19 protein-coding genes are annotated in these 25,906 nt (G+C 62.6%); 11 read left to right on the forward strand and 8 right to left on the reverse strand.

All coding sequences use genetic code 11. The annotated features are described in order from the left end of the window. Window positions 1–1,359 (reverse strand): COG1470 family protein (locus tag V3330_RS17095; RefSeq protein ID WP_354696662.1); only part of this gene is annotated, 1,359 nt, incomplete at its 3' end. A gap of 914 nt (window positions 1,360–2,273) precedes the next feature. Between V3330_RS17095 and V3330_RS17100 the strand changes: the two genes are divergently transcribed. Beyond that, on the forward strand, window positions 2,274–5,123 hold the full coding sequence (locus V3330_RS17100) for a PKD domain-containing protein (protein ID WP_354696663.1): 2,850 nt from the start codon (window positions 2,274–2,276) through the stop codon (window positions 5,121–5,123). A 95-nt stretch (window positions 5,124–5,218) separates the two neighbouring features. On the opposite strand, the gene V3330_RS17105 is transcribed toward V3330_RS17100, so the two are convergent. Beyond that, window positions 5,219–6,607: an IPTL-CTERM sorting domain-containing protein gene (locus tag V3330_RS17105; RefSeq protein ID WP_354696664.1), complete on the reverse strand. Its 1,389-nt coding sequence runs from the start codon at window positions 6,605–6,607 to the stop codon at window positions 5,219–5,221. Between the two features lie 304 nt (window positions 6,608–6,911). On the opposite strand from V3330_RS17105, the gene V3330_RS17110 reads away from it, so the two are divergent. Together V3330_RS17110 and ppk1 are read left to right on the forward strand one after the other, a co-directional pair. Continuing rightward, window positions 6,912–8,195, forward strand: a complete 1,284-nt coding sequence (locus V3330_RS17110) for a dicarboxylate/amino acid:cation symporter (RefSeq protein ID WP_354696665.1) — start codon at window positions 6,912–6,914, stop codon at window positions 8,193–8,195. A 106-nt stretch (window positions 8,196–8,301) separates the two neighbouring features. Next, entirely contained in the window at window positions 8,302–10,431 is a 2,130-nt protein-coding gene (ppk1, locus tag V3330_RS17115; protein ID WP_354696666.1) for a polyphosphate kinase 1, read from the forward strand. A 53-nt stretch (window positions 10,432–10,484) separates the two neighbouring features. Here the strand turns inward: ppk1 and htpX are convergent, their stop codons facing one another. Continuing rightward, the gene (htpX, locus tag V3330_RS17120; RefSeq protein WP_354696667.1) at window positions 10,485–11,369 is read right to left on the reverse strand and encodes a protease HtpX; all 885 of its coding nucleotides are present in this window, start codon (window positions 11,367–11,369) and stop codon (window positions 10,485–10,487) included. Window positions 11,370–11,532: 163 nt separating this feature from the next. On the opposite strand from htpX, the gene V3330_RS17125 reads away from it, so the two are divergent. Beyond that, window positions 11,533–12,765, forward strand: a complete 1,233-nt coding sequence (locus V3330_RS17125) for a threonine/serine exporter family protein (protein WP_354696668.1) — start codon at window positions 11,533–11,535, stop codon at window positions 12,763–12,765. Window positions 12,766–12,768: 3 nt separating this feature from the next. Here the strand turns inward: V3330_RS17125 and V3330_RS17130 are convergent, their stop codons facing one another. Next, window positions 12,769–14,151, reverse strand: coding sequence for a wax ester/triacylglycerol synthase family O-acyltransferase (locus V3330_RS17130; protein ID WP_354696669.1), 1,383 nt, complete (start codon window positions 14,149–14,151; stop codon window positions 12,769–12,771). Between the two features lie 272 nt (window positions 14,152–14,423). Here V3330_RS17130 and V3330_RS17135 point away from each other — a divergent pair, with 272 nt between their 5' ends. Then, on the forward strand, window positions 14,424–14,975 hold the full coding sequence (locus tag V3330_RS17135) for a fasciclin domain-containing protein (RefSeq protein WP_354696670.1): 552 nt from the start codon (window positions 14,424–14,426) through the stop codon (window positions 14,973–14,975). Window positions 14,976–15,060: 85 nt separating this feature from the next. Here the strand turns inward: V3330_RS17135 and V3330_RS17140 are convergent, their stop codons facing one another. Both V3330_RS17140 and V3330_RS17145 read right to left on the reverse strand, forming a co-directional pair. Next, on the reverse strand, window positions 15,061–15,357 hold the full coding sequence (locus V3330_RS17140) for a chaperone modulator CbpM (RefSeq protein ID WP_354696671.1): 297 nt from the start codon (window positions 15,355–15,357) through the stop codon (window positions 15,061–15,063). Further along, window positions 15,354–16,319 (reverse strand): DnaJ C-terminal domain-containing protein, encoded by a 966-nt coding sequence (locus V3330_RS17145; RefSeq protein WP_354696672.1) that lies wholly within the window; start codon window positions 16,317–16,319, stop codon window positions 15,354–15,356. The genes V3330_RS17140 and V3330_RS17145 overlap by 4 nt, the downstream gene beginning before the upstream one ends. Window positions 16,320–16,478: 159 nt before the next feature. Here V3330_RS17145 and V3330_RS17150 point away from each other — a divergent pair, with 159 nt between their 5' ends. Then, window positions 16,479–18,494: an OPT family oligopeptide transporter gene (locus V3330_RS17150; RefSeq protein ID WP_354696673.1), complete on the forward strand. Its 2,016-nt coding sequence runs from the start codon at window positions 16,479–16,481 to the stop codon at window positions 18,492–18,494. Window positions 18,495–18,540: 46 nt separating this feature from the next. Here V3330_RS17150 and V3330_RS17155 read toward each other — a convergent pair whose 3' ends face one another. Together V3330_RS17155 and V3330_RS17160 are read right to left on the reverse strand one after the other, a co-directional pair. Beyond that, window positions 18,541–19,536, reverse strand: coding sequence for a COX15/CtaA family protein (locus V3330_RS17155; protein ID WP_354696674.1), 996 nt, complete (start codon window positions 19,534–19,536; stop codon window positions 18,541–18,543). A 106-nt stretch (window positions 19,537–19,642) separates the two neighbouring features. Then, complete coding sequence (locus V3330_RS17160; RefSeq protein ID WP_354696675.1) at window positions 19,643–20,239, reverse strand: Lcl C-terminal domain-containing protein; 597 nt, start codon at window positions 20,237–20,239, stop codon at window positions 19,643–19,645. Between the two features lie 279 nt (window positions 20,240–20,518). Here V3330_RS17160 and V3330_RS17165 point away from each other — a divergent pair, with 279 nt between their 5' ends. From V3330_RS17165 to V3330_RS17185, 5 genes are read left to right on the forward strand one after another with little or no spacing between them, the layout of a single operon-like run. Beyond that, window positions 20,519–20,683 carry a hypothetical protein gene (locus V3330_RS17165; RefSeq protein WP_354696676.1) on the forward strand — a complete coding sequence of 55 codons (165 nt, stop codon included), beginning with the start codon at window positions 20,519–20,521 and terminating at the stop codon, window positions 20,681–20,683. Window positions 20,684–20,705: 22 nt separating this feature from the next. Further along, window positions 20,706–21,257, forward strand: coding sequence for a cupredoxin domain-containing protein (locus V3330_RS17170; protein WP_354696677.1), 552 nt, complete (start codon window positions 20,706–20,708; stop codon window positions 21,255–21,257). Next, window positions 21,254–22,966 (forward strand): cbb3-type cytochrome c oxidase subunit I, encoded by a 1,713-nt coding sequence (locus V3330_RS17175; RefSeq protein WP_354696678.1) that lies wholly within the window; start codon window positions 21,254–21,256, stop codon window positions 22,964–22,966. The genes V3330_RS17170 and V3330_RS17175 overlap by 4 nt, the downstream gene beginning before the upstream one ends. A 60-nt stretch (window positions 22,967–23,026) precedes the next feature. Further along, window positions 23,027–23,842, forward strand: a complete 816-nt coding sequence (locus tag V3330_RS17180; RefSeq protein WP_354696679.1) for an SCO family protein — start codon at window positions 23,027–23,029, stop codon at window positions 23,840–23,842. Then, a complete protein-coding gene (locus V3330_RS17185) occupies window positions 23,842–25,905 on the forward strand; it encodes a 4Fe-4S binding protein (protein WP_354696680.1) in 2,064 nt (687 codons plus the stop codon). Before V3330_RS17180 ends, V3330_RS17185 begins: the two co-directional genes overlap by 1 nt. Window position 25,906: the final 1 nt, after the last annotated feature.

A 25,906-nucleotide genomic window follows, 5' to 3' on the forward strand; every position in this document is an offset into this window, starting at 1 on the left:
CGGGCAGGAGATGGCGCCGAGCTGGTCATCGCTGACCGCGACACCCGTCAGTTCCACATTGGAGTTGTTGGTGACCACGTAGGTCCAGGTCACCGGGTCGCCGACCAGGATCTGCGGGCCCGTCGGGGTATCCGCGTCGTGGCCGTTGGTGGCCTTCTCGATGTCGATGCCGCCCTGCACACCGAAGTAGTGGCTGGGATCGGAATCATTGACGTCGCCGCCGGTGGATGTGGCGGTTGCCGTGCCGAGATTCGAATACTGACCGGCCACGGCGGTGCCGTTGGCGGTACAGGTCATGGACTCGCCCACCGCCAGCGTGCTCTTCGGGCAGCTGACGGCACCCAGTTTATCGTCTGAAACCGCCACCGAAGTCAGTGGCAGCGTGCCGTCATTGGTCACGACGTAGGTCCAGGTTACCGGATCGCCGGCCGGAATCTGCGGGCCCGTCGGGGTATCCGCGTCGTGGCCGTTGGTCGCCTTCTCAATGTCAATGGAAGGCGCGCCGGTGCATTCGATCCAGGCGACGTCCGAGGCGTTGGCGCTGACCGCGTCGGCGCCACTGCTGCACATGCCGGTGACCGAGGATTGGTTTTCAAGGCTGCCGACCACTTCGCAACGTCCCGTCTTCAACAGGGCGGGAATCTGCGCCGAGGTCACGGTGGTTGACTGGCCCGCGCCGAGCGCGGGTACGGTGGTATTGATGCCGAGTGCGGCATCGACCACGGAAATGGGGGAGTTGTAAGCAATCGAACCCGTATTGCGAATGACCAGGCGGTAATGGGCATCGCCGCCAAGTGCCAATTGCGGTGCACCAGCTTCGGTGTCCGCATCGCTCCAGGTCTGGCCGCCGTCAACACTGACCTGCTTGTCCAGCTCAATACCGCATTCGTTGATGAAGAAGCCGATCGTGGCCGAAGCCGAAGAAGTCAGGCCGTTGTCGCAGGTGCTGGCCGACATGCCCTCAAGCGGCCAGCCCATGGCCTGCACGATCAGACGGTCGCCACCTTCGGCCAGTTCGCGTACGGCCATGTCGAATTGCACGTTGCATTGCGTATTGGCAGGGGTGCGAATCGGCAGGCCGCTGGTCGTCGTCATCGGAATGACATTCGACTCTGGAACGAGCAAATCGACCGGATTGCCGGCGCTGTCCACGCAGTCGGTGGACATATTTCCGAGAAACTCGACGGTGTTGCCCTCGCTGATGCAATTCGAGAACCCTTCACCCGGGTGACAGTTCAACGCGAAACCGAAGCCGTGAATGTCGAGATAGGAGCCGGACCGAATCTGTCCTGCGCCGATATTGGCCGAAACCCGGAGTGTCTCGTCGAGGAAAAACGGACCGGGGTTCAAAATGGTCATGTCGATGTCTGAAGCGCAGGACCGTTCCTGTGCCAGTGCGGACCCTGATATCGACAGGCTTCCCAGTAATATCAATAAGGCTGATATCAGGCCGTTGCGCGTGTGTTGCATGATTTGATTTATCCCACCCCAATTTTCAAACGGCATTTCTGCGCTCCCATTACCTATGCAGAGTGCCAGCGCGCGGGCGCCGGCGTTTTCAATCACCCAGAACGCAAAAAGGGACGCTCCACATCGAAGCGAAGCGTCCCTGCTTATGAAAATCCCCTGTAATGTCGGTCTGGTACCCGGGAACGGTCAGACTCCCCTGTCCGAACGGCTCCCGGTCATTAATCTGTTTTTGTTACGACACGAATCGTCTCCCCTTTTTTCTTGCGCTTATCGCGCCTTACCTGAACGTCACCATGGGACTGCGCCAAACAGACACAGCCGAGTCTGGCGACTCGCCATCCATGGATTGCTGGTGATTCTTCCTTGAAACCGGACCCGGATGGTCCTGGAATTCAGGTCCATGCGGGCTCAGGGAAACTTAAGAACTTGTGGAATCTTGCGTTAACCCCTTGGCCGTAAGGATAGCGGATTCGGACAGAATTACCAGTCTTGCGACGTAAAAGTTGACAGTCGGTAACATTTCACCGCCCAACGGCTTTCCTTTTCGCCCGGCATCGCGGTATGGTGCTTTTGCGGTGTTCCGCTGTCTCCTGGCCCACCTCAAGATCGTTACGGCGAGGTCAGGGGGCCGGTCAATTCGGGGGCGGACCCCAGGGGGCATTGACACCGAATAAGGTGAAAGTGCAAACTGACATCATAAATCATCTGCAAGCAGATGATTTTACGGCGAATCACCCAGGACGGGGCGCCGAAGATGGACTCAGCATCACCGGATGTGATGCGCAAACAGGGAAGTTGCAGGCATGCAGGGATTGCAGCATCGTGCCCATTGGGCCCGCTGGCTGGCCGTCATTGGCCTGTTGGCGCTATCATTTCTTATTACCGGACCGGCTTCGGCTTCACAATCGTCGGCTGCACAGGCGGATTCCGATCGCCGCATCGCGCATCGGATCAGTACGGATATCGAACTGTTCGGCCCGTCGACGGGGTTGTCGAGCGAGGTTCGCACGGTTCAACAGCCCGGCGCCCGCTTCATCAAACTCCATTTCAGTTCCTTCGTCATTCCCGACGGTGTGGCCGTTATGGTCATGAGCCCGGATGGCAGCGAGCGTTACACCTATTGGCGCAACCGTCTGGACGCCCATACCTGGGATGCCAGCCAGGGCGACGATGGCGTTACACGTTTCTCCGCGATGTCGATCAGCGGTGATACCGCGGTGGTGCGCATCATTGGACGTCTGGACCGCATGCGTGCCGGCGTACACCGGGTGCACCTGGATCATTATCTGTCGGGTTATGCGCAGGACGAGTCACCGTTCCCACCGGCTGGCGTGCTGGCCTCGCCCGCGCCGCAGGGCAGTGTGTTGATGTCCGACGGACCCGGCATCTCGAAGCCGCAAACCACCTGCGGCATCAATGAACGCTATGACGCGGTCTGTTTCAAGGACAGCCATCGTGCCGAGTACGAAACCGCGCATGCGGTGGCCGTACTGGTCACGTCGTCCGGCGAAGAATGCACGGCCTGGCGGGTCGGACCCGACAACCGCCTGTTCACGGCCCAGCATTGCGTGGGCAGCCAGGCAGACGTGACCGGCGCTGAAATCTGGTTCAACTACAAGGCCAGGAGCTGTGGCAGTTCATCGACTGAGAACGTCGTCAAGGTCACCGGGGCGACATTCCTGGCGGCGGACGCCGAGCTCGATTACGGCCTGTTCACGGTGAATAATTTCCAGGACATTTCCGGCTTCGGTTACCTTGGGCTCGATGTTCGGGAAGGGTCGCTGGGTGAGGGCGTCTTCATCCCCCAGCACGGACTGGGCCGTCCGGCCCAACTCGCCCTGGAAAGCGACATGAACGACAGTGGCTATTGTGCGATTGACGATGTCAGCCGCAATGGCTACGGCACCGATACGGACATCGGTTATTACTGCGATACCACCACCAGCAGTTCCGGTTCACCCGTTATCACCGCTTTCAGTGGCAAGGTCATTGCGCTTCATCACCTGGGCGGTTGCATGAACTCCGGTTCCAAGATGAAGCTGATCTGGCCCCAGGTCGCAGAACACTTCGGTGGCGAAATTCCCGATGGGGATGTTGCCTGGTCCGGTGGCGGCTGGGATTCGGGGCCTCCGGCCAATGAATCGCCGGTGGCGGACTTCGAATTTGCCTGTGAAGGACTGGCGTGCAGTTTCGACGGTGCTGCCAGCTATGACCCGGACGGGTCCGTGGTGGACTGGTCCTGGTCCTTCGGTGACGGGGATTCCGCTTCGGGCTCGTCTCCCGTACATGATTTCTCGGCCGGTGGCAGTTACTCGGTCAGCCTGACGGTCACTGATGATGCAGGCGGGGAGGATGTCTACACGCGCCGTGTCGACGTGACCGCACCCGCCCAGCCGCCGTCCGCCAGTTTCTCGATCAGTTGCGTCAACAATGACTGCAGCTTCGATGCCGGCGGCAGTTCGGATGCCGACGGCGTGATCGTGGACTACCAGTGGTCCCTGGGAGACGGAACGGTCGGGGAGGGCCAGGCCATCGAACACACGTACGCGGATGAAGGAACGTATTCGGTGAGCCTGACCGTCAGTGACGACGACGGGTTGTCCGCGGACCGGACCCATACGGTGACGGTGAGCCTGCCCAATCAGCCTCCCGAAGCGGACTTTGCCATCAGTTGCGAGGGGCTGAATTGCGAGTTCGATGCGTCCGCCAGCCAGGATGCCGATGGTGAAGTTTCAGCCTGGGTCTGGTCCACGGGAGACGGCGCCGGAGCTGACGGGATGGTCGTCAACCACACCTTCGAGACCGGCGGCAGCTACGAAGTGGTGCTGACGGTTACCGATGACGATGGCGTGTCGTCGTCCACCGCCCGTACCGCGGTCGTGTCGGCCGATCCGGGCAACCGCTCGCCGCAGGCCCGTTTCAGCGTTGAATGCAGTGAAGGTTCCTGCCGCTTCGATGCGGCCGACAGTTTCGATCCGGATGGCGAAGTGGTCGCCTATACCTGGAGCCTGGGAACCGGAGCCGAAGCCAGCGGCGCCGTGGTCGAGTACACCTACGCGGAATCGGGCTCCTACAACGTGCGCCTGACGGTGCGCGATGAGGCGGGTGCCGAAAACGAAACACAACAAAAGGTTGACATAGAACTGCCACAGACCTCGCCGAATGAACGGCCCCAGGCCAGCTTCGAGTTCCTGTGTGAAGACACCATCTGCGCGTTCGACGCCGGCGCCAGCCATGATCCGGACGGCCACATCGAGAAATACGAATGGGAGTTCGGTGATGGCGAGGGCGGCACCAGCATGCTGGCCGACTACGTCTACCCGCAGGAAGGCACGTACACTGTGACGCTGACCGTCACCGATGACGCCGGTTACGTGGGTACGGCCCGGCGCACCGTGGTCGCACAGGCGGATCGGCCGATTACCCTGAAGGTCGGCGGCGGCGGTATTCAGGGCAAGACCCTGGCCGTGCTCAAATGGTCCGGCGCCGAATCATCCCAGGTGGATATCTACCGCGACGGCAAACTGCTGGCGCGGACGGCCAACAAAGGCCTGCATGTGGACAAGATGCTGCTGAAGCGCGCCAAGAGTCTGCGTTACCAGCTGTGTGAACCGGGCTCCGGACACTGTTCCGGCGAAGTCATGCTGAAATAGCGACGGTAACCACTAGCGTGTCGATGCCCGGCACCGCCAGCACAATAAAAAAGGCCCGCAATCGCGGGCCTTTTTTATTCAGTGAGGAATAATCCTCAGGTGTAGCGTCGGAACCCGACCATGCCGACACCCAGCATCAGCAGCGCGAGGACGGCCAGGCCGTACTGGCTCAGTGTGGGTATGCCCTCGAAGAACACCGTGTTGGTGATCGTGCAGCTGTTGCCCATGCCCAGGGAGATGGGCAGGCTGGCGCAATCGCTGTCGTCGGTTTCAACCGGGCCAAAGGAAACATCCTCGACCACCGTGCATACCGAGCTGCCATCGTAATCCGGGTAGATCGGACCGGTGCTGTCGGTATCCGGGTTGCCCTTGAAGTATAGAGAGCCGTTTTCGTTGCCCAGGGTGGTATCGGTGGGCGATGAACGGACATTCTGACAACTCCAGTCCGCGTCGGCTGACGGATACACGCCGGCGGACTCGAGATCGCCGTACCATTCCTTGGTGACATCGATAACCACTGGATCCAGTGTGTCGGTGATTTCGCAGGTGAACAGGCCTTCCTGGACTTCCAGGAAATGGCAGCCTTCGGCATCGTCTTCAACGGTCGCTGCGACTCCGGTTTCCGTACCGGCGGAGTAGCTTTCCGAGTATCCATCGGGTACCGGGTCTTCGGTGATGTGGCAGTCGAGTTCACCGGCGTCGAAGGCATCGACCACGAAGGTCACGCTGTCGAAACCGTTGTCACCGAATTCGGAAATGGTCTGGCTCTGGTCCAGCGGCAGACCGGTGTTGCAACTGATGTGGACATCCACGCCAGCCGGATTGTCGTCGCTGAAGTCCTTGGTCACGCGGAACTGCGCGCGGCGGGCAGTGATATCGAAGGACAGGCTGGCGGACTCGCCGGCGGCCAGGCCGTTGCTGCATTGTCCGTCGGTATCGAGGAAACCGAGAATCTCGACAATCGTGGCGCTCGGGTTGTCGTCGGCGATGCCGTTGACGACCACGTCGAACTCCACGTTGCAGGTGGTGTTGGCGTTGTTGCGAATCGGCAACCCGCTCTGGGTGGTGAATTCCACGGAATTCCCAACGATACTCGTCTGCAGGTTGGCGGGGGCGCCTGCAGAGTCGACACAGTCGCTGACGATGTTATTGGCGTACATGACGGTGTTGCCGGCGTCGGTACAGGTCGGAAACGTGTCGCCAAGACTGCAGTCGAGCAGGTAGGTGAATTTGTCGATATCGAGGTAATCGGGTGGTGTCTGGCTGCCGCTCACGGCTCCGGCCCCGATGTCGGCGGAAATGCGTACGGTTTCGCCGAGCAGGAAGACGGGTCCGCCCAGGGCTTGCACCGTAATTTCCGGCTCGCATTGAAGCACCTGTGATTCCGCGAACTGGGGCGTCACGGCCATCACGCCCATGAGGGCGAGGCTGAAACCGACACTGCGGCTAAGACGGATGGGCTTGGTACTGCGAATCAGGTTCATGGTCAGGCTCCCTTCAGGTCTGCTGGCCCTTCAATACTCCCTTTCCTTCCCATGGAGAGTATCCGAATTCTTATTTCGCGGCAGCCGAAACCCGTCCGCGAGGGAAGTATGGGGCAACAGGATACACCGAATCAGGTCATTTCGCCCCTTTTTTGCGTCTGCAAGTTGGCTCGTTGCCTGCCTGTGGGCGTCTGGATTGCATGCTAAACTTCCGCGGCGTAAGCGCCCGCCGCCCACAGCAGCGGCCTGCCCAGGGCACCCACAAGCAGTGGATCAACGACAGCCAAGCGTCACGGGACAACCCATGAATAACGAAGCCGGACTCGCCCTTCACTGGAAGATTCTCATCGCGCTCTGCGCCGGAGTGATCGCCGGTTACTTCACGGCCGACCTGAGCCTCGGCAGCGTTAGCGCGGTATCGGTGTACGAGTTTATCGGCCAGTTGTTTCTCAACGCACTCAAGATGCTGATTATTCCGCTGATCGCGTCCAGCATTGCACTGGGCGTCGCCGGCCTGGGTAATACCGACTCCCTGGGCACCATGGGACTGAAGACAGGCGCCTTCTACATACTGACCATTTCGGCGGCGATTTTCGTCGGGTTGCTCATTGTAAACCTGGTGCAGCCCGGAATCGTCGACGGACAGCCGGCGGGAGATCTGCTGGCACTGACTCAGTCCACCGAAAACGTCGAGGAACGCATCGCCGGCCGCGGCCTGGCCGAAATTCCGAAAATCCTGCTCAACGCGGTGCCGCAGAACATCGTGGCCGCAGCGGCGGCCAATGAAATGCTGGCGCTGATTTTCTTCAGTGCGGTGTTCGGCTACTTCATGTCCCAGATCGACCACGAACTGGCCGACACCCTGTACCGGGTGACCAGCGGCGTGTTCGAAACCATGATCGCCATTACCCACTGGGTGATGCGTTTCGCACCATATGGTGTATTCGCCCTGGTCGCCGCGGTCGTGGCGAAAACCGGGTTCAGTGCGGCAGGCCCGCTGGTGACCTTCAGCCTGTCGGTTGTGGCGGCCCTGCTGTTCCACACCCTGGTGACCTTGCCCCTGTTTTTGCGCTTTGTCGGCGGAGTCAGCCCGATCCGGGTCTTCAATGCGGTTGTCCCCGCGCTGTTGACGGCTTTTTCGACGGCCTCCTCGTCGGCCACGCTGCCTGTCAACATGGACAGTCTGGAACACCGCGCGGGTGTCCCCAACAAGTACACCAGTTTCGTGCTCCCCCTCGGCGCTACGGTGAACATGAACGGCACCGCGCTGTATGAATGCATGGCGGCCATGTTCATCGCCCAGGCCTACGGACTGGATCTCACATTCACGACCCAGTTTCTGATTTGCGCCATCGCGCTGATGACCTCGATCGGGGTGGCCGCCGTGCCGTCAGCATCGCTGGTGGCCATCGCCATCATTCTCACCGCGATCGGGCTGCCGATCGAGGCCTTGGGCGTCCTGCTGGTATTCGATCGAATTCTCGACATGCTGCGCACCACCACCAACGTGTTCGGTGATGCCTGCTGCGCGGTGATCGTCGCGCGGCTGCAGGGCGAAGAACTTCCCGCGGTCCGGCGTAGCACATGAGTTGAGTTGATTGCCGGGCCGTAGCGAGGATCCGGGCCGGTTCGACCGAACCGCCACGTGCCGGCGGTGTCGTAAAAGTGTCATCGATTGGCCGTATACTGGTCTGATGGGAGAAGTCGCCTCCATTTCGCGCCGCGATGGTGCCCGCCAAGGACCCGATATCCCGGGCACGGTGGGCCTGCGCGACCCGCGCCTGTATATCAACCGGGAACTCAGTCAGCTTGAATTCATCGGGCGGGTGCTGCGCCAGGCGGTGGATGAACAGGTGCCGTTGCTGGAGCGACTGCGCTTTCTGTGCATCACCTGCCTGCTGGTCGACGAGTTTTTCGAGGTGCGGGTCGCTTCGCTGAAGCAGCGCATCCAGCACGGCGCGGCGCGACCCGAGGCGGACGGCATGACGCCGTCCGGGACGCTGCAGGCCATCCGTGATGCCGTACTGCACCTGGTCGCCGAGCAATACCGGGTGCTGGACGAGGTGCTGGTTCCGGCGTTGGCCGCGGAAGAAATCCGTTTTCTGGCACCGGGGGACTGGACCGGCCGGCAGCGGGACTGGCTGCACAAGCATTTTCGCGACGAACTGATGCCGGTATTGAGCCCGCTGGGCCTCGACCCGGTGCATCCGTTTCCGCGTATTCTCAGCAAGAGTCTCAACTGCGCGGTTGAGCTGCGCGGCAAAGATGCTTTTGGCCGTGATGCCAGCATGGCGCTGGTGCGGGCGCCGCGTTCACTGCCGCGCGTGATCCATATTCCGGCTTCGCACACCCGGGGCGCGCACGATTTCGTGTTGCTGGGCGCCGTGCTGCAGGCGTTCGCGGCCGACCTGTTTCCGGGCATGGAAGTGCTGGGCAGTCACCAGTTCCGGGTGACCCGCAACTCGGAACTGCTGGTCGATGAGGACGAGATCGAAAACCTCGCCAGCGCTCTGGAAGGGGAACTGGCCGAACGCGGTTTTGCGGCGGCCGTGCGCCTGGAAACCACGACCACCTGCCCGCCGCCCATCGAGAAATTCCTGGCGTCGCAGTTCGGTCTCCAGCCGGATGACATCTACCACTACAGCGGGCCGGTCAACCTCAATCGCCTGTCCGAAGCCATCACCCTGATCGACCGGCCGGACCTGAAGTACCCGGTATTCGAACCGGTGATCCGGAGCTACCTGGCAGGAGAGCCGGACTGGTTCGATGTTCTGCGGCGGCGCGACATCATGCTGCACCATCCGTACGAAAGCTTTCAGCCGGTCATCGACCTGCTGCGCCAGGCGAGCCGGGACCCGCAGGTGCTGGCCATCAGCCAAACCCTGTACCGGACCGGCATCGACTCGCAGATCGTGAATCTGCTGGTCGACGCCGCCCGCAACGGCAAGGATGTGACCGTCGTGGTTGAAATCCGGGCCCGCTTCGACGAGGAGGCCAACATCAGCCTGGCCACACGGCTGCAACGTGCCGGTGTGCAGGTGGTGTACGGCGTGGTCGGGCGCAAGACCCATGCCAAGATGCTGATGATCGTGCGGCGGGAAACGCGGCAGATTCGCAAGTACGTTCACCTGGGAACTGGTAACTACCATTCGGGCACGGCCACGCTGTACACCGATATCGGGCTGCTGACCTCCGATCCGGAAATCACCGAAGACGTCAGTCTCGTGTTCAGGCAGCTCTCCGGTCGGGGAAGGCTTTACGGGCTCAAGCGCCTGATGCACTCGCCGTTCACGCTGCACAAGCAGCTGATCGAGAAAATCAAAAGGGAAGAAAAAAACGCCCGCGAGGGTCTGCCGGCAGGCATCGATGTCAAGTTGAATGCCCTGACCGAACCGAAAATCATCAAGGCCCTGTATTCCGCGTCACGGGCGGGTGTTCCCATTCGTCTGCTGGTGCGGGGCATGTGCTGCCTGCGTCCGGGCGTGCCCGGTGTTTCGGAAACCATTGAGGTGCGTTCGGTCATCGGGCGTTTCCTGGAGCACGCCCGCATCTACCGCTTCGAGAACGCGGGCGATGCAGAGTACTGGGGGTCCAGCGCCGACTGGATGGAACGCAACCTGGTCCAGCGGGTCGAGGTGGCGTTTCCGATCGACGATCCGGCATTGCGTGAGCGAATCGACGAGGAAATTTTCAACATCCCGTGGCGGGACAACATGATCGGGTGGTGTCTGGGGGCCGACGGAACCTACCGCCCGAATCCGTCGAGTGGCGACGTCAAGGCCAAGCACCCGCAACAGCGCCTGCTCAAAGTCATCAAGCCCTAGATCCGCAATCGTGCGCGATGCATTACGGCGCACGCGACGGATTCCATCAAAAATCAGTCCTCCGCCTGCAACGCCTGGATGCGTTCTTCCAGTGGCGGGTGGCTGAGAAACAGCCGGCGGAAACCGCGCCCCATGCTGCCGGATATCCCGAATGCCGCGAATTCGCCCGGCAGATCCTCAGGCTCGCTTCCCCGCTGCAGCGCCCGCAAGGCGCCGATCATCCGGGAGCGGCCGGCCAGGCTCGCGCCCCCCGAATCGGCGCGGAATTCACGCCGGCGTGAAAACCACATCACGATCATCGACGCCAGAATGGACAGAAAAATCTGCGCGACGATGGAGGTGATGAAGTAGGCCGGCCCGTAGCCGCGCTCGGTCTTGAACACCACCCGGTCAACGACATGACCAATGACGCGCGACAGGAAGATCACGAAGGTGTTCACCACGCCCTGCAGCAGACCCATGGTGACCATGTCGCCATTGGCCACGTGTGACACTTCGTGCCCCAGGACGGCCTCGACTTCATCCGCGTTCATGTTGCGCAGCAAGCCGGTGCTGACCGCCACGAGGGCGGCGTTGCGGTTCCATCCGGTGGCAAAGGCATTGGGCTGGCCGCTGTTGAAAATACCCACTTCCGGCATGCCGATTCCGGCAGCCTCGGCCTGGCGGCGGACCGTGTCCACCAGCCAGCGCTCGGTCTCGTTACGTGGCTGTTCGATCACCTGCACACCCATGCCGCGCTTGGCCATGAACTTGGACAGGGCCAGCGAGATGAACGAGCCCCCGAAGCCGATCACGGCGGACAGAATCAGCAGGGCCTGCAGGTTCAGGTCGACATTGTTTTCCTGCAGAATGCCCTCGATACCGAAGATCTGAAAAACGATGGCGACCAGCACCAGAACAGCGGCGTTGGTCGCCAGAAACAGCATGATTCGCAACATGGTGCAGACTCCGTAGGACGTTCGTGACCGATGGACAATCGGCTTAGATTACTATGGCGGGCCGGAGTTCCGGGGTCCGGATGATAAAGCGTGCTTGCCGGTGCGAACGGTTGTACTCAAACTACACGTCCACCGCGTATTCGCCAATCGGGAGAAGTTTCCCATGAGCCATTCTTTGCCGCTCGAAGTGCGGTTTCTCAAGCGCTACGCGCGACGCCTGCATGAAGGCGGAGTTCCCGCGCATCAGCTCGAAGGACTGGTGGAATCGGTCGCCGTCGCGGTGGGCTACCGCTGTGAAATCTGGTCCAGCCCCACGGCCGTTCTGATGGCCGTGCGCCAGCCCGACGACGACGAGGATCAGCAGCCGCTGCCGATGCAGCTGATCCGGCTGCGGCCCGGCCCGGTCAACCTGGCGAACACCACCGAGCTTTACGCTCTGGCCGAAGACCTGCAGGAGCAGCGCATCGATCTGGAGTCGGCTTACGAAGCGCTGCGCTCACGCGATGTCACACCGCTGTATCCGGCGAGTGTGCGTGTCATGAGCAGTGGGCTGGTCAGCGGCGCTTTCGCGCTGATGCTCGCCACCGGCTGGCTCGGTGCCGCCACCGCGGCGCTGGCGGGGATGCTGGTCGGGCTGCTGTCGACCAGTGAGTCGCGTGCTCTGAGGGAAGGTAATCTCGATGCGGTGGCCGCGGTTCTCGTGACTTTGCTGGTCTATGGTTTGAACCACCACCTGGCGGGCATCGACCCGACGGCCGTCATTCTGTCGGGGCTGATCTACCTGGTCCCCGGGCTGTCGCTGACCATCGCCGTCACCGAATTGTCCACCGACCACCTGTCATCGGGGTCGGCGCGGCTGGCCGGGGCCGGGGTGACCCTGCTCAAGCTGGTGCTCGGTGTCGTGATCGGCACCGTGGTGGCGCACTGGCTGGGCTGGGATGCGCCCGGTGACCGGTTGTCTTCGGTCATGGCGCCGCCGGCCTGGGTGCAATGGCCTTCGCTGCTGGTGGCCGCACTCGGCTTCGGGGTGTTGTTCAGCGTTCGGCCGGTGGATTTTCCGCTGGCGGTGCTGGCGGCCGTGACCAGCTATGTCGTCAGCCGTTTTGCATCCGCCATGGGGGGCGTTGAATTCGGCGTTCTGGTGGCGGCCTTTGCCGTAGCGGTGCTGGGCAACTCACTGGGCCGGCTGCTGCGCCTGCCGGCATCGCTGGTGCGCGTTCCGGGCATTATCCTGCTGGTTCCGGGCGCGCTCGGCTACCGGGCGGTCACCAACCTGCTGCTGCACGGAACGGCAAATCCGCAGGAAACCGCGCTGACGGTCGCGATTCTGCTGGTTTCACTGGTTGGCGGGCTGCTCATCGGCAACACCGTGGTGCCGCCTCGGCGGCACGTCTGAGGCTCAGTCGCGGGAGACGCCCGCAAGTTCGGCGAGCTGATCACAGGCCTCGCTCATGTACCGGGTCAGGGTCGAGATGTCGGGGATGGACGAACGGGCTGCGATGAGGCCGAAGAACAGGGTGCCGGCATAGCTGCAGGCCGTGACATTCAGGGCCGTCAGCGGGGGCAGGGCGCTGATCGGATAGATGGCCAGCGATTCGGCGCCCCGGTAATACATCCGCTCCTTCGGGCCCGGAACATTGGAAATGACGAGGTTGGTGACCGGCGGTAATACGGCATCGAGCTTGAAGGTCTCCTCGATCTGCGCGATCAGCGCGACCAGCAGAGAGTACATCTGGATGGCCGGGCGGGACACACCCCCGAACACTTCCCGGGCCGAATGCACCGATTCACTGATCTGGTGCAGCGTGTCGAGTGGATTCACGTGGTCCCTGGCCAACCGGACCTGCAGCAGCGAGATGAGGTTGCCGTCAGTGGCTTCGCCGGCGGCACGCAGGTTGACCGGCATGTAGGCGACGAGCGGATCGCGCGTGTCGTCACCGTGTTCAGTGAAATACCGGCTCACGGCCAGGTCGCACAGGGTCATCACCACGTCGTTGACGGTGCAATCCTGGGCTTTGGCAATCGCCCGGATGTGCTGCAGCGGAAACTCGAGAATGCCGACGGATCGGGCCGCGCCGGGAACGATATTCAGCGACGTTCGGGGTGCCGACAGCGGGAGGGCCACGCGGGTGTCACCCTCCCACAGTCGCCGGGCCAGGAGGCGCGCGGACAGCCGCGACAGGCCGACCGCTGTCTGCACGCCACCACCCAGCACTTTGATTCCCTCGCGCACCAGCCGCGTGTAGCCCGGTCCGTCTTCAGTTTCCGGCGGGGTGCGGTCCCGCTGCCAGATCGGTGGTGAATCGAGTTCCGCCGGATCGGCCGTGCCCGACTGCATGAACCAGCGTCCGAAAGTGATGCCATCGCACAGCGCATGGTGCACCTTGGTATAAAACGCGAAACGTCGATCGGACAGGCCTTCGATCAGGTGGAATTCCCACAGTGGCCGATCACGGTCGAGCAGGTTGGCGTGCAGACGGGCGACCAGGTCCAGCAATTGCCGGTCGTTGCCCGGCGCGGGCAACACGGTGTGCCGCACGTGATAGTCGATGTCCAGATCGGCGTCCGTCGTCAGCTCCGGTTGCACCGGGTTGCTCATGTCCACCCGCTGATTGAACGGATAACCCGGTTTCGCTTCCCGCATGCCGGCAACCAGATCACGCAGCCAGGCCGACCGCTTACGTGGCGGCAGTCGCAGAATTTGCAGCCCGGCGATGTGCTTGGGGCTGTTCTGCGACTCCGTCAGCAGAAATCCGGCGTCGATGGTTGAAAGTCGGGTCATTTCGCGGCCGATTCCAATGCATGGCAACGCTTCCAGTTTAGCGCAGCGCAGCGACTCCAAACGGAATCTGCATCAGCCAGATGCAAGTGAACAAAACCGGTCAGGGCCGTATTTCGGGGTGGATCGAGCGTGAAAATTGCGTGCAGACCCCCTGAACGCCGCCTTCACGAACCTGCCCGTAGAGTGTGCATGCCATGACTTGACTGGCACCCGCGAATTCCGGCGTAACCAGGTCGGATAACGCATCGAAACCAACGACGAGGACGCTACCGATGAACAGATTTACTACATGTTTGCTTGCAGGCCTGGCGCTTGTTCTTTCCGCGACTGCGACGGCGGCACCCGGCAAGCGCCCGGGCGGCGATTCCATCGTGGATATCGCGGTCAGCGACGGTCGATTCACGACCCTGGTTGATCTCGTGGTCGCGGCCGGGCTCGCAGACACACTCTCTTCCGCGGGGCAATTCACCGTATTTGCACCAACCGATGACGCTTTCGGCGTGGACGCTACCACTCTGATCGGTGTTGTAACGGGCGTGTGCGGCAGCGAGGAGGCGGCACTGGCAGCGCTGACCAACGTGCTGCTGTATCACGTCACCGACGGAAGGCGCTTTTCGAACAGTGTCATCAATCGCAATAACAGCAAGCCCATCGAAATGCTCAACGGGAGCTACGTGCTGGCTACGCCGGGCCTGATGATTATTGACGAGAACACGGATACACCTGATGCGAACATCGTGACCGGACTGTTCGATATCAGCGCGAGCAACGGTGTGGTACATGTCATCGACCAGGTGTTGTTCCCCGCGGAACTGTGTCTCTGACCCATTCTGATTCCGCTGCACGATCGGCCCGCCTCCCGGCGGGCCGTTTTCGTTTGGGGGCAATCCGCGCCCATTGTTTCGATATTCAGCGCTGGCGTCGTTCGAGCTCGGCGATCCGCTCCAGCAGTTCCACAGCGAGCGCCGCTCCCGCGGCATTCACGCCGAGGTCACGCTGCAGGCGCACGGCGGTGCGAACGCGGCGTACGCTGCGCAGGCTGAACCGCCATTCGGCGCGGCGTGCTCCGCGCGGTTCGGCAATGCCTTCCTCCACCAGAACCTCCAGTTCTTCGATTTCCAGGCGGCAGCCGCGACAGACATCATCGATCGAGAATCGGACGTCGTCGGTGAGCACGTCGCCCTCCAGGGTGCGGTCGGTATTCATGCGTTATCTTCCTCCAGGCGGGCGCGGGGATTGAAGTCGGCCTGCCGGGACAGGGTTTCCCAAGCTTCTTTTGCTTCGGCGGTACCGGCCTGGGGCACGACAATCTTCAACTCAACGTAGAGATCGCCAGCCGGCTTGGTGGGCAAACCGCGGCCCTTGAGACGCAGGCGTTTGCCGGTTTGCGATCCGGGCGGGATCGTCAGGTCGACGGTTCCGCCCGGTGTGGGTACCCGCACGGTCGCGCCGAGTACGGCCTCCCACGGTGCGATGGGCAGGTCCAGGTACAAATCGGCGCCGTCCAGGCGATAGCGCTTGTGCGGCCGGAATTCCACCTCGAGGTACAGGTCGCCGGACGGTGCAGAACCCAGGCCAGGCCCGCCCTGTCCGGCGAGACGAATCTGCTGTCCCGGCCGGACGCCACGCGGAATCCGCACCTTGAGGTTGCGCGTACGCGCCTGCACGTGGCCGTCCGGGGTCAGTTCCGGCACACGCAGGGTGATGGTGCGGGTAGCGCCGTGAAAGCTGTCTTCGAGTTCGATCTGAACGCGGGCATGGTGGTCCTCGCCCTGCAGGTTGGCCGAACGGCGGGGACCGGAACCGGCTGCCTGTGCGCGGCCAAACAATTCCTCGAAAAAATCGCTGTAACCGTATTCGCCCGGACCACCGCGCGGACGACCACCCGGCGCGCCGGTGAACTCGAAGCCGGCATCCCAGCCCGGCGGCGGATGGAAGTCCTGTCCGGCCTGCCAGTTGCGGCCCAGTTCGTCGTAGGCGGCCCGTTTTTCCGGGTCGCGCAGGACTTCGTAGGCTTCGCCCACGTCCTTGAATTTCGCCTCCGCTTCGGGTTCCGAACTCACGTCCGGATGATATTTGCGGGCCAGTTTGCGATAAGCCCGCTTGATCTCGTCCTGGGTCGCGTCCCGTTCCACGCCCATGATCGAGTAATAGTCCTTGTATTCCATCGTTTCCCCTGACGATTCAGTGTTTTCGTTCCAGGTCCCGTTAGAGCCTGCCATGGTGCTCCGGGTTCCGGCAAGACATGGATCAGAATCGGGCGAATTTGCCGCGGTAACGAGTTGCCGACAGAATAGGGCGCTGGCCCTCACACAGGCGATTCCAGCATGGACTCCACCGAGCATTCGGGTTCAGGTCCCGCGGCAGCCGGCCGCGCCCTTCCGGACAGCGCCCATCGAGCTTTGAAACCGGGCGAGGTTTACCAGCCATACGTTCCTGCCACCGAGCAACCGGGCGAATTCACGTTCAAGGCCATTTTCTTCGGCATCCTGTTCGGTATTCTGTTCGGCGCCGCCAATGCCTACCTCGGCCTGCGCGCGGGCCTGACCATCAGCACGTCGATCCCGGTCGCCGTGATGACGGTGGCAGCCTTTCACGCGCTGCGCCGCGCCGGGGCTTCGGCCAGCATCCTGGAGGCGAACCTCGCCCAGACCGTGGGCTCGGCGTCCAGTTCGGTCGCCAGCGGCGTGATTTTCACCCTCCCGGCGCTGTTTTTGTGGGGGCTTTACCCTTCGTTGCTGCAGATGACCCTGTTGGCCATGTCCGGCGGCATGCTCGGCGTGTTGTTCATGATTCCGCTGCGCCGTTTTCTGATCGAGCGCGAACACGGCAAGCTGCCGTATCCCGAGGGGACGGCTTGCGCCCACGTGCTGGTGGCAAACGAAAGCGGGGGCGGACATGCACGCAACGTGTTCATCGGCCTGGGTGCCGGCGCGGCGTTCAAGGCCCTGACTGGCTGGGTGCAGGCGATTCCGGCCGAAGCGCATCTGCGCCTGCCGTTTCTCAAAAAAGGTGAGTTGGGCATGGACCTGTCGCCCGCCCTGTTCGGTGTCGGTTACATCCTGGGCCCGAAAATCGCGACGGTGATGGTCAGCGGCGGCGTGCTCGCATCGCTGGTGATCATTCCGGGCATCGCCTGGTGGGGCGAGGGGCGCCCGCCGTTGTACCCGGAACTGGTCCTGAGTATCAATGAAATGTCGGCCGGGCAGATCTGGAGCCGCTACGTGCGCTACATCGGGGCCGGCGCGGTGGCCGCTGCCGGAATCATGACCCTGATCCGCAGTCTGCCGGTAATGATCGAGTCTTTCCGCATCGGTGCGCGGGAACTTCGCGAGCGGGTCGAAGGTGAGGACGGCGACGGCCCGGACACGGTGGCCACCGCGGCCACCGTTCCCCGTACCGCGCGGGACCTGCCGCTCAAGGTCGTCGGTATCGGAATCCTGATCATCGGCGCGGTACTGGCTTTCGTCGAAGCACCTTTCGGGGCCCTGCCGGACGTGGCCCACCGGCTCGTTGCGGCCGTATGCGTGGTGATTTTTGCCTTTTTCTTCGTCACCGTGGCCTCTCGCATCGTCGGTCTGGTCGGTGTCACCAGCAACCCGACCAGCGGCATGACCATCGCCGCGCTGCTTGGCACGGCCGGTGTATTCCTGGTCATGGGCTGGACCGACATGACCGGCAAGGCGGCGGCGCTGACGGTCGGCTGCGTGGTAGCCATCGCGGCCAGTATCGCCGGCGACACCTCCCAGGACCTGAAGACCGGCTACCTGCTGGGGGCCACTCCACGCAGGCAGCAGACCGGGGAGCTGATCGGAGTGCTGACCTCGGCGACCTTCGTGTGTCTGTCCGTATTGCTGCTGGCCGAAACCTTCGGCTTTGGCAGCGCCGAATTGCCGGCGCCGCAGGCCACCCTGATGAAACTGGTCATCGACGGGGTGCTGGAGCAGAACCTGCCCTGGGCGCTGGTCGGCATCGGGGTCGCCCTGGCCGTGGTGGCCGAACTGTTTCGTGTACCGTCCCTGCCATTCGCCGTGGGGGTCTACCTGCCGGTGTCGACCATGACCCCGATTTTTTTCGGCGGCATGCTCAAGCTGTGGCTGGAACGCCGGGCCCGGGACGAGGCCCAGGCGATCGAGCGCCGCGACAAGGGTGTGTTGCTCGGTTCCGGTTTCGTCGGCGGCGAGGGATTGCTCGGTGTCGCGATTGCCGGCGTGGCGTTCGTGCAGGGTGCCCGGCCGGCGGGTATCGGTACCGACTGGCTGGGCCCGGACTGGCTGGAGACAACGGTGGGTTTCGTTCTGTTCGTGTTGTTCGCAGCCTGGTTCGTGCGCCGGGTGAAGTAGGGCAGTCGGCCGGACGACTCGGCGCGGGGCGAGCGGACTGACCGGTTCAGGCGGGAGCGGAGCGGGTCGAGTCGGCGCGGGTCGTGATCACCAGCAACCAGAGCAGGCCCAGCAGAAGCAGGCCGGCCAGCCAGTTGTGAGCCACCGCCAGACCGATGGGCAGGTCCAGCCGTACCGATGCCACGCCGACGCCGAACTCGGCCACGGCGAGAAGCGTGATCAAGCCGCCGGTCACCCGGGCCCGGCGATGGCGGCACGCCAGCAGCCCGGCCAGCAGGGCGGCGAAGCCGGCCAACAAGGCTCCGATGCGGTGGGCCCGGTGAATCGCGATTCGCTCCGGCCCGCCGACGGCACGCCCGGACGGAGTGACTTCATGGTGGCGTGACAGATCCATCGCTTCGCCCAATTCCGGGCCCGGCCACCATCCCCCGTGACAATCCGGCAGGGTGGAGCACGCGGTGGCGGCGAAATTCGCGCTGGTCAGGCCACCCAGAATGATCTGAACCGATAACAGTGCGATGGCGCTGGCGGTCAGCCAGGGTGGGGTGGATCGGACGACCGGGTGGGGCCCGGCCAGACGAAACCGCAGCCAACCGATCAATGCCAGCATGGCGAATCCGCCGGCCAGGTTACCCATGACGACGGCCGGGTCGTGCAGGCTTCCCGAACGTATACCCAGCAGCGCGAGCCAGACGGTCAGACCCAACAGGATCAAAGCGATCACGCGATGCCGGCCCTGGCGCCACGCCAGCATGTTCAAAAACACGATGGCCAGACCCAGGACGCTGGCGACCAGGCGGTGCAGCGGAGTGGCCCAGGCCATGGACTCGCCGGAGCGTTCCAACAGGTTCCTGTAGGCGCTACCGGCTTGCGCGGCAGACGGTAACCCGGCCGGATCCGCGCCGGCCGCCGGGGTGCCGATGAGGCCGTAACAGGCCGGCCAGTCGGCGCAGCCGATGCCGGAATGCGCCAGGCGCAGGTATGCGCTCAGTGAAACGAGAACGATGACCAGTATCAGGGAAAAACCGGCAAGTGTTTTCACGGTCGGATTCCTCGCGGCCAGCAGCCCGGTAGCAGCCATCGGCAAACCGGCCGCAGCGTTGGTGCCAGGTCACACCCATCAGGGATGCGGCGCGCTCGCGGGCCGCTCAATCCTTGACCCGTACCACCCGTTGCGGTTCACCACGCACCAGCCGCACATGGCGGGGCGTTTTTTTCCATTCTACCCGGTCCATGCCATTGTGGAAGCTCCACACCCAGGCGGCATCGTACTGGAACTGATAGTCGTTGCCGGACCAGTATTCGGCGTTGCGGGTGAGCGGGAAATGGCGGGTGTTGATGGTCGGCGGCGCGGTGGTGCGGCGCGGGTCGCTGATCGAACCCAGTTCGTCCCGGCTCGGCATGCGCCAGTCCGCATGACCGCACAGCGCCGTTTCGTTCACGGCCGCCACGTAGGAAGAGGTGTCACAGGCGCTGCCATCGCAGGTTCCGCCATCCGGGAGGCCGCGATAATCCAGTTCGCCGCCATGTGCTTCGTCCGGATCGAACCATGAATAGGTATGCCGTGCGTCGCGCAGTCCGCCATCGTCGGTTTTGACTTCCCAGGTGAGTCCGGTGAATTCGTCGCGTGCACATACACCTGGCGCCTGTGCGGCATCCAGCACGGTTCCCGTTGCGGTGACAGCTCGATACTTGGTGTCATGGATTTCCGGTCCCGGCCCGCTTTCACCGCAGCCGGTGAGCACGGCGCAGAGACTCAAAGCCAGGGCGCAAGGGGCCCAAAAGCCAGGCTGCGTCAGGGTGTTTCGCACGTGCTCGGGGCGATTGCCCTCAAATGGATTAAATGAAATTCGCATCGTGGGCAGGTGGCAGGGACGGGTTGATCTCGACGCGGGGCAGAATACAACAGATTTCGAATAAAGGTATTTGACCTGCATCAACCCCGCGCGCCTGCGGGCTGCTAATATGGCACGGTGTTTTTATTCAAACACGTATAAAACCAAACCAGGAGGGATCGAACCACCATGGCCAGCGAACCGACTCCCAACCCGCAGACCGAACGCATTCCCGTCATGCAGCGCATTCTGGACAACCCCTTTCTTCTCTTGTTCATCGGTGTGGTTTTTCCGGCAGTTTTCTACATCATCTGGGGAATCATGGAACTGGTGACGATCCCCGTCGCTCGCTGAACTTCAGTCCGGGAGAATAACGATGACCAGCATTCAACCGCCTGCGCAAACCATTTGGTGGAAGCAGCCGTTGGACCGGGTCGAGGGCACGTGGATCGCGATAGCGCTGGTCTGGTCCCTGATCATGTTCGCGATGATGCCGCTGTGGCATGTGTACGGTAAACAGAACCTGAGCAACGAGGCCTACCGCACAACGCCCGAAGCGTTCATGGCCAAGACCATGGCGATGGTGAACGAACATACCGTTCGCACCGAAACCAACCAGCAGATACCGGTCGTCAGCCCGCCGCCGGGCAGTGATGTCTACCTGATCGCCCGCCTGTGGCAGTGGTGGCCCATCCTGGAACTGGAAAAAGGTCAGACCTATCGCTTGCACATCGCCTCGATGGACTGGCAGCACGGATTTTCGCTGCAACCGGTGAACATCAATACCCAGATCCTGCCGGGATACGAAATGGTACTGACCATCACGCCGGACACATCGGGTGATCAAACCATCATCTGCAACGAATTCTGCGGCATCGGTCACCACAACATGGTTGGCCGAATCCTGGTCAAGGAGAGCGGGACATGAGCAACGCACTGTACCGGACCTGCCCCGAGTCGGGGCTGCAGTTTCACAAGTCGGCCGAATGGCTGATGCGTGCCAACGCGGTCGCCGCGGTTGTCTGCCTGCTGATCGGCGGGGCCACCGCACTGATGGTGACGCTGACCCGCTGGCCGGCGGTTCATCTCCTGCCCGCGGACAAGTTTTATCAGCTGCTGACCATCCACGGCATCAACATGCTGATCTACTGGATCATCTTTTTCGAGATCGCCGTGCTGTACTTCTGCAGTTCGACCTTGTTGCGCTGCCGGATCGCCATGCCGAGGATGGCGTGGGCGGCCTTCGGGCTGATGGTTGTGGGTGCCATCATCAACAACCTGTCGGTGCTGGGTGGCAACTCGTCGGTAATGATGACGTCCTACGTTCCCATGCCGGCCGATTCCAATTTCTACCTCGGCCTGATTCTGTTCGCGGTGGGGGCGCTGATCGGTTGCTTCATTTTCCTGGGCACCCTGGTGGTTGCACGCGAAGAAAAAACCTATGAGGGATCCATTCCGCTGGTGACGTTCGGCGCATTGACAGCCTGCATCATCGCGGTGTTCACGATTGCCGCCGGCGCCATCATCCTGGTGCCCACCTGGTTGTGGTCGGTCGGTCTGATCGGGAACATCGATGCGGCCATGTATCGGCTGATCTGGTGGGGCTTCGGGCATTCCTCGCAGCAAATCAACGTCGCCGCGCACGTGTCTGTCTGGTATGCCATCGCGGCCATCGTGTTCGGCGCCCGCCCCATGTCCGAGAAGGTCAGTCGTGGCGCCTTCCTGCTGTACATCGCCTTTCTCCAACTCGCATCGGCGCATCACCTGCTGGTGGACCCCGGGCTCAGTGCCTCCTGGAAAATCTTCAATACCAGTTACGCGATGTACCTGGCGGTGCTGGCGAGCATGATCCACGGACTCACCGTGCCCGGTGCGATCGAAGTCGCGCAGCGCGGCAAGGGTTTCAGCAAGGGCCTGTATGAGTGGTTGCGCAAGGCCCCGTGGGGGAATCCCGTGTTTTCCGGCATGTTCATCTCGCTGGTCGGGTTCGGCTTCATCGGTGGCATCTCCGGTGTCGTGATGGGAACGGAACAGATCAACATCATCATCCACAACACGATTTACGTTCCGGGTCATTTCCACGCGACCGTGGTGCTGGGTACGACACTGGCCTTCATGTCGTTGACCTATTTCCTGATTCCGACGCTGTTTCGGCGCCAGGTCATGTTTCCGGCTCTGGCCAGGTGGCAACCCTACCTGTTCGGTTTCGGCATGGCGGTGTTCACACTGACGATGATGGGGGCGGGCACCCTGGGCGTACAGCGCCGCCATTGGGACATGACGTTCACCGATTCACTGCTGAGCTTTGATTATCCGGCCAGCGCCTACACCCTGATGGGGATCGTTGGCGTCAGCGGAATGGCCGCCATTGTCGGCGGCGCCATATTCGTTATGATTACTGTGCTGTCGGTGTTCTTCGGCAAACGTGTTGAATCCGAGTCGACCTATGGCACGGCCATGACGATGCTCAAGCGTGCCGAACCGGATGTGCTGTCCGAAGGCGGTCACGCGGCCGCTGGAAAATTCGGCTTCGCGGCACCGGGAACCTTCCTGTTCGCGCTCTTTTTCCTGGCGATCTTCGTCATATATTACGCGATCAACTGGAAGTACCTGGCATCCGTATGGCCGATGTCCTGATGGGTTCCGCCCTGAACCACAAGTTCGTTGAGAACTGACGTCTTCGGTATTGATGTGCTGATGACAGTTGTCCGGTTGGGTGCCGCGTTCATGATGGCGGTGTTGCTTCCCGTATCGGCCCTGGCGCAGGTCGATTCCGAAGCTGGCTATGATGCCGAGGCAGCGCTCGCGATATCGCAGGCCGCGGTGGGAAATCCGCTGGCCGATGTGAGTCTGACAGACAGCGCCGGGCGCAGTGTGCGGCTTTCCGAGCTTGGAGACAAGCCGGTTTTGATCAGTATGATCTTCACATCCTGCTATCACGTGTGCCCGGCCATCACCCGGCACCTGGCCAACGCCGTGGAAGCGGCGCGGGACGCGCTGGGTGAGGGCAGCTTCCGCATTGTCACAGTCGGCTTCGACACGCCCAATGACAGCCCCCAGGCGATGGCCGCATTCGCGCGAAGGTTGAAGATTCGCGATCCGGACTGGCTGTTCCTGAGCGGTGACGCCGCCAGCATGAAACAGCTGACCGGGAACCTGGGTTTCGTTTACTTCCCGTCGCCGCGGGGATTCGACCACATCAATCAGGTCACCGTGGTCGATCGGGACGGGGTGATTTATCGCCAGGTTTACGGCGCGGATTTCGATCTGCCCTGGCTGGTGGAGCCGCTCAAGGAACTGGTTTTCGATACACCGGCTGCTGACCGCCACGTATTTTCCGGGCTGGCCGACCGGGTCCGGCTCTTCTGCACCGTCTACGATCCCACGACCGGCCTGTACCGCTTCGATTATTCGCTGTTCGTCGGAATGGCCGTCGGAGCGCTGGTGTTGCTGGTCTTCGGTGGCTGGTTCGTGCGCGAGACCTGGCGTGCGCGGCGGCAAGGACAAGGCTGATGGCGGGTCCGGTCAAACGCCTGGTGCAAAGCGGTTTCGAACGTATCGGCCTACTGCTCGAAAGGGTCCTCGGCGGTGAGGGGAATCCGCTGGCTTACCTGGGCGCGCTGACGATTTTCCTGTTCTGGATCGTGCTGGTCAGCGGTGTGTGGCTGTTCCTGTTTTTCCGCACCAGTATCGACGGCGCTTACGATTCAGTCGAGTACCTGACCCACGGGCAGTGGTACTTCGGCGGGGTGATGCGCAGCCTGCATCGCTATGCGTCGGACGCGGCTGTGGTGACCCTGGTGCTGCATATCGTGCACGAGTGGGCCGGTGACCGGTATCGCGGCAAGCAGTGGTTCAGCTGGATCACGGGACTGCCTCTGCTGTGGATCGTGATTCCTCTGGGCATTACGGGCTACTGGCTGGTGTGGGACAGCCTGGCGCAGTACGTGGCCTTGACGTCGGCCGAACTGCTGGATTGGTTGCCCATCTTCACCGATTCGATGGCGCGCAATTTTCTGCTGGCCGAATCGGTCAGCAACCGTTTCTTTACCCTGATGGCCTTCCTGCACGTGATCGGTTTGCCGCTGTTCCTGGTGTTCGCCATCTGGTTGCACGTATTTCGCATCAGCCAGCCGTCCATCAATCCGCCACGCACCCTGATGGCGGTGAGCCTGCTGGGCCTGCTGGCCCTGTCGATCGCCTTCCCGGCCTTGAGCCAGGGCCGCGCCGACCTCTCCGAGGTGCCCCAGTCGCTGGGGCTCGACTGGTATTACCTGGCCGCCTATCCACTCACCCAGGCCTGGTCGCCGGGCGCGGTGTGGGCCCTGCTGGCAGGCTGCAGCCTGTTGCTGTTCATCGCCCCCTGGCTGCCGCCGAGGCGAACCCCGCCGGTAGCCCGGGTGGATCTGGACAACTGCAATGGCTGCCGCCGCTGTGCCGACGATTGCCCGTACGGCGCCGTGACCATGCAGCCGCGTACCGACGGTTCGCGCTATGAGGTCGAAGCGGTGGTGGATCCCGCACTGTGTGTGAGTTGCGGAATCTGCGTGGGGGCCTGCCCAACGGCCATGCCGTTCCGCAAGGCCAGTGCCCTGTCGCCCGGAATCGACCTGCCGGACATCTCGGCACTGATGCTGCGGGAGGAACTCGAGCAACTGGCCAGCGGCCTCGAAGGGACCGGCCGCGTGATCGTGATCGGCTGTGACGGCAGCGGCCAGCTCAAGGACCTGGCCGACTCCGCGACGGCGGTGCTGATGCCCCGCTGCGCGGGACATATCCCGCCCGCCTACGTGGACTACATACTCAGCCGTGACCTGGCCGACGGCGTGCTGTTCGCCGGTTGCGCGGACGGGACCTGCCGTTACCGCCTGGGCCAGCAATGGACCGAAGCACGTATCGGGCGGGAACGGGATCCTCACCTGCGTGCGCGAGTGGATTCGCGGCGGGTGGGTATGGCCTGGGAAGTCGCGTCCGCTCCAGCCCGGACGCCGGCACAGGCACTGGCCGAATTGCGCGGCCGGTTGTCCGCACTGCAAGCGGACCAGGCGCCCGCACCCCGGCCGCCGGCGCGCGGCTGGGTTCGGATTACCGCCCGCGGACTGGGCGCTGCGCTGTTCGCCGTGGCGGCGGGCGCCTTTTCCTCCTGGCCGGTATTCGAGCTGTTGGGACCCGAAGAATCCGTCCTGTCGCTGAGTTTTTCGCATGCCGGTCAGCGCGTGAGCGAATGCCGTCGCCTGACCCAGGACGAACTGAACGACTTGCCACCGAACATGCGCAAACCCATGGACTGCCCGCGCGAACGCCGGCCGCTGCGCGTGGAACTTCGCGCCGACGGTGAAGTTCTGTACCAGAGAACCCTGGAGGCGAGTGGTTTGTGGAGTGACGGAGAATCCACCGTGTACGCCCGATTCACGTTGCCGGCCGGAACGCACCGGATGTTCGTCGGCATGGCGGACTCGGGACGGGAAACCGGTTTCGACTACCGGCATGAGCGTGCTGTCACGCTGCGCCCCGGTCAGCATGTCGTTATCGACTTCGACCCGGCCAACGACCGGTTCCGGATTCGGGAGGAGTGAA

Origin of the sequence: Elongatibacter sediminis (assembly GCF_037892215.1) — a bacterium.
GTDB lineage: Bacteria > Pseudomonadota > Gammaproteobacteria > Xanthomonadales > SZUA-36 > Elongatibacter > Elongatibacter sediminis.